The following is a 9,841-nucleotide window of genomic DNA, read 5'->3' as shown; positions in this document are numbered from 1 at the left end:
CTGCCGGGAACCGCTTACAATTCTGACCGGAGCTTCGTAGAAGACGGGAGCGGGATTTGAACCCGCATCTCCGGTTTTGCGATAACCGGCGCCTGCCGATTGGCTACGCGGTCTTTGCCCAAAATTATTATAGCCCGCCCGCCCCGCTGGCGATTCAACGGGGCGGGCCTTTTATTTGACTTCCCTCTCCCTTCTTATAGACTCTTTACTAAGCGCGTGCGGCAAAATCTCAGTCGCCGTTACGGATTGGGGCAACCCTGGAGCCCGACTAAGTCGCCCCTGAGAAGGCAGGAGAGGGAACTTGAGTCCTCTCGCACGTGCCCGAGGGAACCAGGCGACCCCTCAATTTTTCGTCATCGCACGGATAAACCCTGCTTTTTCTACAGAACGGAATCACCGTGCCTTGATACTTTTCTTGGCCAAAATGCTCTAGCCTAATTACCAACAGGAATAAATTGACGATTTCCCACGCCGGGAAGCACACCAAGGGCCTTTCCACTTGAAGTTAGTTCCCTGAATTCCGGATGCTTGACTGTATCCACATATATCCACCGAGACTTGGCCCTTTTCAGAGTAAAACTGACAATCATATAACCGCGGTCCTTTGTGTTTGAGTAGACAAGACCGTCGACCAGCACTTCCAGGTCCCGGGCAAGTTCCTCGGCCTGCTTCGGTTCAAGTTTAAGATAAGTCTCAAGACCTCCCGAGGACACAGACGCGGTGGCGAACTCGACACCCACCTGATTACCTGCCGCATCCTTGAGATTACTTGCCCATCCATTATGCGTATCCCCGGCAAGTACTACAAGGTTCTTATCCGCACTGTATGCCGCGCCCAGCACCGCTTCGCGCTCCGCAGGGTAACCGTCCCAAGCATCAAGATTATAGGGAAGCACAGTGTTTACACGGTCCCGCTCATCCTGAGTCACGGAAGGATCATCTCGCAGCACCCGCTCCTTAATCTCAGTCAGTTCATCAATAAGACCCGCGACCTGCGGTGTGCGATCGCCCAGATGGGGAATTATTTCAGCCGGAACGTTCATTCTGCCCATAAGCACCTGCTGACCCAGAACCTGCCAAGCGGCGGTTGAGTCAGCAAGCTTCCCCTGAAGCCAGACAAGCTGACCCTGACCAAGCAGGGTTCGTTCCGGAGAACCAATATCCTCACGAAAACTCCGGGCGTTAAAACCGGTATCCGGGTCGAAATAATCCTTGTAACTAAGTTGTTTTTCCCGTCCGGCAAGGCGGGTATCGAGCATGAAGAGTTCAACCAGGTTTCCGAAAGAAAAGCTGCGGTAGACCCGCCCGAAATCATTCTCTTTTATGGAGCGAATCGGCATCCACTCGTAATAGGCCCGAAGCGCAGCCTCTTTGCGCGCATCGAAACTCCCTTCATCTTCGTTGTGGTTCTGCGCACCCCCCACATAAGCGTCGTTTGCGACCTCGTGATCATCCCAGACAGCGATGAACGGATGTGTGGCATGAAGGGCCTGAAGCTGCGGATCAGTTCTGTACAGCGCGTAACGCCTACGGTAATCGTCAAGCGTCAGGATTTCTTTATCGCTGTACTCAGGAAAACCCCTTCCGGCTCCTTGGGAATTATCGTTCCCGGAATCCGGGGCCTTGCCGTACTCGTAGATATAATCACCGAGGTGTACCACGGCATCGACGTCAGCCGTTTCCGCCGCGTGGCCGTAAACATTAAAGTAACCGCCATGAGAAGTAGGATAGTTTGCGCATGAAAACACCGCCAGTCTGACCGAATCCACATCGCCTCTTGGCAAGGTCTTGGTACGGCCGATAACGGATGCGACCTCACCTGAGCGAAAACGGTAGTAATAAACCGTTCCTGCTGAAAGGCCCTTGACGTCAACCTTGACGGTGTAATCGCTCTTGGCCGTAGCGCTCTTAACAGAACTGTAAACAACGCTTTTGAATTTCTTATCCGAAGCAACTTCGGCCCTGACCCTGACTTTTCTCTGGGATTCCTGCGGAGTGACTCTCGTCCAGAGAATAACCCTGTCATCCAGAGGGTCGCCGCTTGCGACACCATGTTCAAAACTCACGCGCCCTGAATCGCCGTAGAGCATCAAACTAATAGCGAAAAGCAGAAGGGCGAAAAGCAGAACCACAGAACCATGAACCAGATGTTTTCTCAAAAACACAGATGTAATTCCTCCCCGCGCACAGCAGTCTTACAGTTATACACCCAAAATCAACAGCAATTCAGAAAAAAGCTTTCGGAGGGAGAAAACAGCCGACCCGAAGCCTCAATATGTCGGTTTCCCCGCCCCGTCAGTTCTTTGACAACGGAAGCTTTGCAATTATTATCTTGACGTACTTCAAGCGGAATGAAAATTCTCATATGAAACTAGAAGAACTCAAGTTCAACGACGAAGGCCTTTTGCCCGTAATAGTGCAGGACCGCTCAAGCGGGCGGGTGCTCATGCTCGCATATGCGAACAAAGAGGCTCTCGAGATGACCGTCAAGACCGGAAGAACCCACTTCTGGAGCAGATCAAGAAAAAAGATCTGGAACAAAGGGGAAGAATCAGGCCATTTTCAGGACGTAAAGGAAATCTTCGTTGACTGCGACTGCGATACGGTGCTAATAACCGTGGAGCAGACCGGAGTAGCCTGCCACACCGGAAAACCAACATGCTTTTACAGATCCGGGAACATGGAAGAAAAAGCTGCCCCCGTGTTCGAGAAAGCTTCACTCAGAAAGGTATTTTCCGTAATAGAAGACAGGAAGCAGAACCCCAAGGAAGGCTCTTACGTGAGCGGCCTTATGAAGGGCGGAGTTGACAGGATACTTAAAAAAATCGGAGAGGAAGCCGGCGAAGTAGTAATAGCTGCCAAAAACGAGGATAAAGACGAACTCGTCTACGAACTTACCGATTTGTGGTTCCATTCCATGGTGCTTCTCTGCGAAGCGGGTCTTTCGCCTCAGGACATATCGGACGAACTTGAGAGAAGGTTTGGCAGGCGCAAAGAAGACTACGCACAGAAGAAGTAGCACACAGAAGCACCCGAAGGCTGGGCAGCACCCTACTGTCTTTTTCCCTTGGGAGGCCTGTGCTTTTTAGGCCTGTCCTTCTCCTCTATGTAATCTCCTATGTAAGTTCTGTTTCTAACCGAGGGCGGCAGGTTCGAGAGATCGGGCTTCGGCATATTGGTTGAGAGGTCCTTGGTAAAAGCGAAAGTCGAGATAACTTTCTCCACTTTCTTTTTCTCCCCGCAGTAGCACTTTACGTTCTTCTCGTCCCCCTCTTCGTATATAAGCTCGGAAAATCTGTAGTTTCGCATGTTAAAAAGCGCAAGCAGGGCTCCGTCCTTAAGGTAAAAATCGTTGAATATGGAGTCTTTTCCCCTTCTTCCGTGCTTCGCGACTATTTCTTCGCGCTCAAGGTCGATAACTTCTATGGCGTTTATGTTGTCATATTTCTCGACAAGGTTTTTTACGGTCTCCTTATCCCGTTTTCTCTCAAGAGCCTTCAGTGATTTCTCAACGTTGCGTCTGCACTTGATGCATTCAAATTCATAGAGGGGCATTTGTGTCTCCTATCTGTTGAAATACTGGTTCAGGTGATCCTGCCCTACCCAGTCGCTCGCTATTTCTTCATCCTTTTGCTGTTTGTATTCAAGATGCCATCTAAGCTCATCCCCGGGACCCGGAGCTCTTTTATTCTTGTCGTCGAATATGGCCTTGAAAGTGGAAAAGACCCTTCTCACCGCCTCCGAATCGTCGCAGAGAGGGCATTTGACTTCATCCTGGTCGTCATCTCCGTACACAAGGTGATCGAATCGGAAGTTCTTGAGCTCAAGGTAAAGGACCTTTCCGTTATCTAGCTTGTAACGAAACCTCCTCGCGCCGCGTACGCCCCTTTCCCCCAGTTCGAAAAACAGTTTTCCGCTCTTGTCGCTTGTGACTTCAACATAACAGAAGTTGCGGTTCTGCTTGAAAATTTTCTTTGCGTTTGTCTTTGTAAGCTTGGCGACCAGACTGTCTATGTCCGTATTGTAACTCTCCATGCAACTGTCGCACTCATATTCGTATAACGGCACCTTACGCCTCCGGAAAAACTTTTAATTCGGAAGATTATAAACAATATAATCTGAGTTTAAAGCCCGAAAACGCCGAAGCGGACGAAACACCGCTGAAAGAAAGCCGGTTATGGTTCATAATGTAGGAGAATGAAAAAAGCCGGAAATCCGAAAACGCCCCGCGGGCAAAACGGAAAAAACTATCTCCCCGCGAGTAAAAATCTGGATTTTGTCGCCGTCGATGTCGAGACCGCGAATTCAAACGTTTCAAGCATCTGCCAAGTGGGAATCGCGGTGGTAAGATCAGCGGAGATCAAAGAGGTATGGACGCAGCTTGTTGATCCACATGACTTTTTTGATCCGTACAATATCGCCATACACGGCATAGACCAAAAGATGGTAAATGGCTACCCGCGGTTTGAAGAATTGTGCGACAAGATCGCGCAACACTTGGGAGAAATCGTTGTAAGCCATACATTCTTTGACCGCCGAGCAATCTCAAAAGCATTTGAAGAATGTGGAAAATCTCTTCGTTACGGAACCTGGATTGACAGTGCGCAGGTAGCGCGACGCGCCTGGCCGGATAAATACGCCCTTAGGGGTTACAATCTCGAGAATATTGCCCGGGACCTCGGGATTCATTTTCGCCACCACGACGCCGGAGAAGACGCAAGAGTCGCAGCGGAAATCGTTCTGAGGGCGTACGCGGACACCACACTCGGAACAAGCAAGCAGTGAGGAACCGGCCCGCACGCCATATATGCGTGTTATACTTGGTAGCGTGATGAAGGCAATGGTTCTAAGAGGTACGTACGACCTGCTCAATAACGATACTCCTCTTGAACTGCTCGAGATTCCCACACCAGAACCCGCTGAAGGAGAAGTGCTAATACGCATTTTAGCCTGCGGGGTCTGTCACACCGACATGGACGAGGCAGAAGGAAGGGTGATCCCCCCGTCTCTTCCGATTGTTCCAGGACATCAAGTCGTGGGGGTGGTCGAAGAACACGGCTCGGGCGTAAGAAGTTTCGACGCAGGCGATACGGTCGGAATTGCGTGGATAGGAGGAGTCTGCGGAAAATGCTCCTATTGTAGTAGCGGACGGGAAAACCTCTGCCATGATTTCATCGCCACCGGCAGGGACAGAAACGGAGGTTTTGCCGAATTTATGGTCGCGGACGCAGACTTCGTTCACCGCATACCGGAGGGAATGGACCCAGTGAAGACGGCCCCTCTCCTTTGCGCCGGAGCGATAGGTTACCGTTGCGCCAGACTTTCCGGAATAACAGACGGCGACGCCGTAGGGCTTATGGGATTCGGAGCTTCAGCGCATCTGGTCATACAGCTACTTCGTCACTCATATCCACTATGCGAGGTGTTCGTATTCGCAAGAGGAGAAAGGGAAAGGCTGTTCGCAATGGAGCTTGGAGCATCCTGGTCAGGCGGAATTGAAGAGCATTCCCCCAAGCAGCTTTCAGCCATCATTGACACCACTCCGGCATGGAAACCCGTTTTGCGCTCGCTTGAGAATCTTGTCCCCGGGGGAAAACTGATTGTAAACGCCATAAGCAAGGAGAACTCCGACATCAATTCTTTGCTGAGTCTCGATTACCAGTCGCATCTCTGGCTTGAGAAAGAGATAAAAAGCGTAGCGAATGTCACAAGAGAAGATGTTGCCGGCTTTCTCTCGGCCGCGTCCACTCTGGGAATAGAGGCTGAAGTCACCGAGTACGGACTTGAAGAGGCAAACGCAGCACTTCTGGAAATGAAAAGTGGGGGAGGAAAAGGGGCAAGGGTTTTGAGGATAGCAGACCGGTAAACTTTTTCATGGCCCGGATCACTCCGTATCTTTAAGCCATCTCGCCAGCGCTTTGTCCGGGTCGGTTATCTCTTCTACAGAACCATACAAGTAAGCCTCCCAGCCCTTTTCAGGCATGCCGGCAAACAGCATCAGGTTGAGCGGATAGACCTCGCTGTCGGTGCAGCTGCGGAAGTCATCCCGGAACAGAAACACGGGTTTTTCCCAAGCAATAGCCATTCCCAGTTCCACCATAACTCCTTCGTCCGGCGGACATCCATTGACAACCGCAAACAACCCGTCGGCCTCACGCACGTCCCTGAGGTCCGACTGTCCGATCCGGTAGGCCCAACCGGCAACCGCCTTATCAACCTGATTATTCCGGGAAAACGGCTCCCATACCTCAGCTCCCATTGATTCCAGAACCTCGACAAGAACCGCCAAGGGCCCTTCGCGCTGCTGTGCGGAAAAGCCGTAGGGGTTAGCCAGATACAGGGTTTTTTGTTTCTTCATAGTGCTTTTGCGTGAGAATCAGAACTATTCAGGTCCATGCGGTGGTCGGACAGAAACGCTTCAAACGTCAGTAACTATTCTCCGTCCGTTCCAGACCCACGGCGCCTTATCTTTTCAAGTCTCTCACGAAGTTCCACGCTGTCAAGCGAGTCAAACGGAAGGGCCAGAAACGCAGCGATACGCTCTTTGAGCAAGTCGTAGGCTTTTTCAAAAGCTTTTAGCTGCTCAGTTTCAGTTCCCTCAACGCCCGCGGGGTCCGCAAGACCCCAGTGAGCCGTAACCGGCCTGCCCGGCCACACGGGACAAGGTTCTTTCGCCGCGTTGTCACACACTGTAAAAACAAAATCCATCGAAGGAACGCCCTCCACCTCGAATTCATCCCAAGACTTGGAGCGCAGGTTCTCAATGGCGTGTCCCTTGCCAAGCAGGAGATCAAGAGCATGGGGGTGAACTTCTCCCCGAGGATGACTGCCCGCACTGTAGCCGACAAATCTTCCGTCGCTATTGTGATTCAAAAGAGATTCAGCAATGATCGAACGGGCCAAATTGCCCGTGCAGAGAAACAGCACCCTGTAGGTTCGCAAGTGCGACGGTTCGTTTTCTTTCATACACCTTCCCTCTTTGGGAAATTCAACTCTGTAAGTATGCCTGTATAGTTTAGAATGAGATTATTCCTGACGATAAAATACAAAAAAACAATCTTTACAACAAAGATTGACAAAGTTTGTTATCAAAGTATCTTTTATAGTGCAGGCAGATATTAATGAATGTTTCACTCACACCCAAGTTGGAGGAGTTCATTCGGGAGAAGGTTTCATCCGGACTTTACAACAATGCCAGCGAAGTAGTTCGCGAGGCGTTGCGGTTATTAGTCAAACGAGACAATACCTCAATTGATACATCCTTGACAACACAACTAACCAAAGAAGAAATTCATAAACAGATTTCTTCTTTGGAAAAACCGTTGCGTGACAAAGGAGTCAAATCCATTTTCCTGTTCGGTTCAGCCGTTCGAGATGAAAACACCTCGGCAAGTGATATAGATGTTTTTATTGACATCAACCCAGAAGCCTCCTTCAGCCTACTCGACTTGGTTGATGTAAAACATTTCCTTGAAGATAACTTGAGATGTGAGGTGGATATAGCAACAAGAGAAGGACTTCATCCGCACATTAAAGAAAGTGTAATCTATGAATCTGAACAGGTGTTCTAAATGCCAAAAAATCCTACTCTCTACGCCGACCAGATCCTTGAAGCCATAACAAATATTTATGCTGACATTAATGGCAAAGACTTGCAGAGTTTTTCCGCTGACAGACGTGTACGTCAACTTGTCGAAAGAAACTTGGAGATTCTGTCTGAAGCAAGCCGTCGCTTGCCGGATGAATTTAAGCAAAAGGAATCGGATATACCATGGCGGAACATTGCAGGAATCGGCAATGTCCTAAGACACGATTACTACAAAAGCAACCCGGAGATTTTGTGGGAAATATGCCGCAAGGACCTAAGGAATCTGCAGAACGCTGTTGAACGCATACGCCAAATGTTCGAGTAAATCAGTGGTCCTATGCAAGAATTAAACGCACCGAAATTCCGGTTAAGCACCAAGCCTTGGTAATATATAATTTCTCCATGGCCGAAAACAAAGAGATTCTTATAGAGGGTGAGGGTTCAATCTGCACCCTCACCCTCAATCGCCCTGAGAAAAGAAACTCCCTTACACCAGAAATTCTAAGACTTTTAACCGAGGAATTTCTAAGGCTAGGAAAAACCACTGAAATCAGATGTGTTGTTATAAGGGGAAGCGGTGATAGAGCTTTCTGCTCAGGATATGATATAGCCGCAATATCCGAGGAAGAAATTGCTATAGAAAGCGGCCATCCCCTGACCGAAGTCATGCAGGCGGTCAAGTCCTATCCTCTTCCCGTAATAGCAATGATAAACGGTCATGCTTTCGGGGCGGGACTCGAACTTGCAGCGACTTGCGATCTGAGAGTATGCGCCGACGACGTGAAACTCGCAATCCCGCCCGTAAAGCTGGGAGTGACTTATCATTACAGCGGAATAAAGCAATTTCTGAACTTAGTGGGTCCCGGATTTACAAGAGAACTCTTTCTCACCGGAAACCCCGTTAATGCCGAAAGAGCTCTAGAAAAAGGACTTGTCGACCATGTTGTAAGAAGAGACAAGCTTGAAGAGTTCACCTATGGGCTTGCCGAGGGAATAAGCGAAAACGCCCCGCTTTCGATGATATCGATGAAAAAGATGATAAACATCTGGGAAGAAGGGAGGCCAATATCGGAAGAAAACGAAGAGCTCATAAGGTCTCTTTTCGCCAAGGTGAGGAAAAGCAGCGACTCCAAGGAAGGAAAAAAGGCTTTTCTGGAAAAGAGAAAGCCGGTTTTCAAGGGAGAATAAAGACTTCTGCGGTTCAGTTTCCGTAACCGAATTCCTTTATCAGGAAATCGCTCTGGGTCCAGTTCTCCTTAACCTTGACCCAAAGCTCCAGAAACAGCTTAACTCCCAGTATCCTTTCAATATCAACCCTGGCCTCAGAACCGATTCGCTTTAGCATCCCCCCGCCCTTTCCTATGAGAATTCCCTTATGACTTTTTCTCTCAACATAGATTTCTGCACTTATCCTGATCAGGTTCCGTTCCGTATCCTCGCTGAATCCCGAGACCACCACCGCCACTTTATAGGGAATTTCCTTTCGCGTGAGATTGAAAACTTTCTCCCTTATGAGTTCGCTTACGTAAAAAATCTCAGGCTGATCCGTGAAAATATCATCAGGGAAATATTTCGGCCCTTCGGGTAGGTGTTTTTTGAGAAGCTGCGTGAGCTCATCCACCCCATCGTTGTTAAGAGCCGAGATGGGAACTATTTCGAGGAACTTCTCAGAAAATCTCTCGGCGGCTGAAAGTATCGACAAGAGCTTTGATTTTTTTATCTTGTCGATCTTGTTTACGACAAACAAGGAAGGTTTCCTGAACATTTTCAGTATGGATTCATCGGCCGCCCCGAAAGGTTTTTCGACATCCGTAACAAACGCCACCAGATCAGCATCCGAAAGGGCACCGCTTACCGCTCGGGCCATGGATTTTCCGAGTCTGCTTTTTTCCCTGTAAACGCCTGGTGTATCAAGAAAAACCAGCTGCGAATCATCAAAAGTCCTTACTCCCAGAATTCTGTTCCTGGTAGTGCTCGGCTTATCCGAAACGGCCGAAACTTTTTCTCCGACGACGGAATTCACAAGCGTGGATTTTCCGACATTAGGTCGTCCTATCACGGAAATGAACCCGGACCTGAAACCCTCTTTTGAAGCTGTTTGGATCATGGAAATTAATCTCTATAGAGCCTCTTGCAAAATTATTGATTCAAGAGGCTTCCTGAAGAATCTTACCACTTCCATGGTGAACAGAACAGACAAAGTGCGAGAAGAGACCGATTTACGTCTGTTTTTGGGGCAAACTTGCCGCAATT

Annotated in this window: 12 protein-coding genes; 6 read left to right on the top strand and 6 right to left on the bottom strand. The window is 49.2% G+C overall.

The features are described from left to right. Positions 1-434: 434 nt before the first annotated feature. Positions 435-2,165, bottom strand: a complete 1,731-nt coding sequence (locus OXG10_04395) for an alkaline phosphatase D family protein (protein MCY3826610.1) — start codon at positions 2,163-2,165, stop codon at positions 435-437. A 167-nt stretch (positions 2,166-2,332) separates the two neighbouring features. Here OXG10_04395 and hisIE point away from each other — a divergent pair, with 167 nt between their 5' ends. Further along, positions 2,333-3,019 carry a bifunctional phosphoribosyl-AMP cyclohydrolase/phosphoribosyl-ATP diphosphatase HisIE gene (hisIE, locus tag OXG10_04390; GenBank protein MCY3826609.1) on the top strand — a complete coding sequence of 229 codons (687 nt, stop codon included), beginning with the start codon at positions 2,333-2,335 and terminating at the stop codon, positions 3,017-3,019. 32 nt (positions 3,020-3,051) lie between these two features. On the opposite strand, the gene OXG10_04385 is transcribed toward hisIE, so the two are convergent. Together OXG10_04385 and OXG10_04380 are read right to left on the bottom strand one after the other, a co-directional pair. Continuing rightward, complete coding sequence (locus tag OXG10_04385) at positions 3,052-3,555, bottom strand: hypothetical protein (protein MCY3826608.1); 504 nt, start codon at positions 3,553-3,555, stop codon at positions 3,052-3,054. 9 nt (positions 3,556-3,564) lie between these two features. Next, on the bottom strand, positions 3,565-4,068 hold the full coding sequence (locus OXG10_04380) for a hypothetical protein (protein ID MCY3826607.1): 504 nt from the start codon (positions 4,066-4,068) through the stop codon (positions 3,565-3,567). 129 nt (positions 4,069-4,197) lie between these two features. Here OXG10_04380 and OXG10_04375 point away from each other — a divergent pair, with 129 nt between their 5' ends. Both OXG10_04375 and OXG10_04370 read left to right on the top strand, forming a co-directional pair. Beyond that, a complete protein-coding gene (locus OXG10_04375) occupies positions 4,198-4,785 on the top strand; it encodes an exonuclease domain-containing protein (GenBank protein ID MCY3826606.1) in 588 nt (195 codons plus the stop codon). Positions 4,786-4,831: 46 nt separating this feature from the next. Continuing rightward, positions 4,832-5,866 (top strand): zinc-dependent alcohol dehydrogenase family protein, encoded by a 1,035-nt coding sequence (locus tag OXG10_04370; GenBank protein MCY3826605.1) that lies wholly within the window; start codon positions 4,832-4,834, stop codon positions 5,864-5,866. Positions 5,867-5,884: 18 nt separating this feature from the next. On the opposite strand, the gene OXG10_04365 is transcribed toward OXG10_04370, so the two are convergent. Then, a complete protein-coding gene (locus tag OXG10_04365) occupies positions 5,885-6,358 on the bottom strand; it encodes a nucleoside 2-deoxyribosyltransferase (GenBank protein MCY3826604.1) in 474 nt (157 codons plus the stop codon). A 74-nt stretch (positions 6,359-6,432) separates the two neighbouring features. Next, positions 6,433-6,966, bottom strand: a complete 534-nt coding sequence (locus OXG10_04360; GenBank protein ID MCY3826603.1) for an arsenate reductase ArsC — start codon at positions 6,964-6,966, stop codon at positions 6,433-6,435. 155 nt (positions 6,967-7,121) lie between these two features. On the opposite strand from OXG10_04360, the gene OXG10_04355 reads away from it, so the two are divergent. The 3 genes from OXG10_04355 (at position 7,122) to OXG10_04345 (ending at position 8,776) form a co-directional block, all read left to right on the top strand. Continuing rightward, positions 7,122-7,571 (top strand): type II toxin-antitoxin system ParD family antitoxin, encoded by a 450-nt coding sequence (locus tag OXG10_04355; GenBank protein ID MCY3826602.1) that lies wholly within the window; start codon positions 7,122-7,124, stop codon positions 7,569-7,571. Continuing rightward, complete coding sequence (locus tag OXG10_04350) at positions 7,572-7,913, top strand: DUF86 domain-containing protein (GenBank protein MCY3826601.1); 342 nt, start codon at positions 7,572-7,574, stop codon at positions 7,911-7,913. It begins immediately after the preceding gene. Positions 7,914-7,990: 77 nt separating this feature from the next. After that, positions 7,991-8,776, top strand: a complete 786-nt coding sequence (locus tag OXG10_04345; GenBank protein MCY3826600.1) for an enoyl-CoA hydratase-related protein — start codon at positions 7,991-7,993, stop codon at positions 8,774-8,776. A 13-nt stretch (positions 8,777-8,789) separates the two neighbouring features. On the opposite strand, the gene era is transcribed toward OXG10_04345, so the two are convergent. After that, positions 8,790-9,695 carry a GTPase Era gene (gene era, locus OXG10_04340; GenBank protein ID MCY3826599.1) on the bottom strand — a complete coding sequence of 302 codons (906 nt, stop codon included), beginning with the start codon at positions 9,693-9,695 and terminating at the stop codon, positions 8,790-8,792. Between the last annotated feature and the right edge of the window lie 146 nt (positions 9,696-9,841).

It is taken from the genome of Candidatus Dadabacteria bacterium, from assembly GCA_026706695.1.
Classification (GTDB): Bacteria; Desulfobacterota_D; UBA1144; order Nemesobacterales; family Nemesobacteraceae; genus Nemesobacter.
The sequence above is the reverse complement of the archived record's forward strand: the minus strand, read 5'-3'. Positions and strand labels throughout refer to the sequence as shown.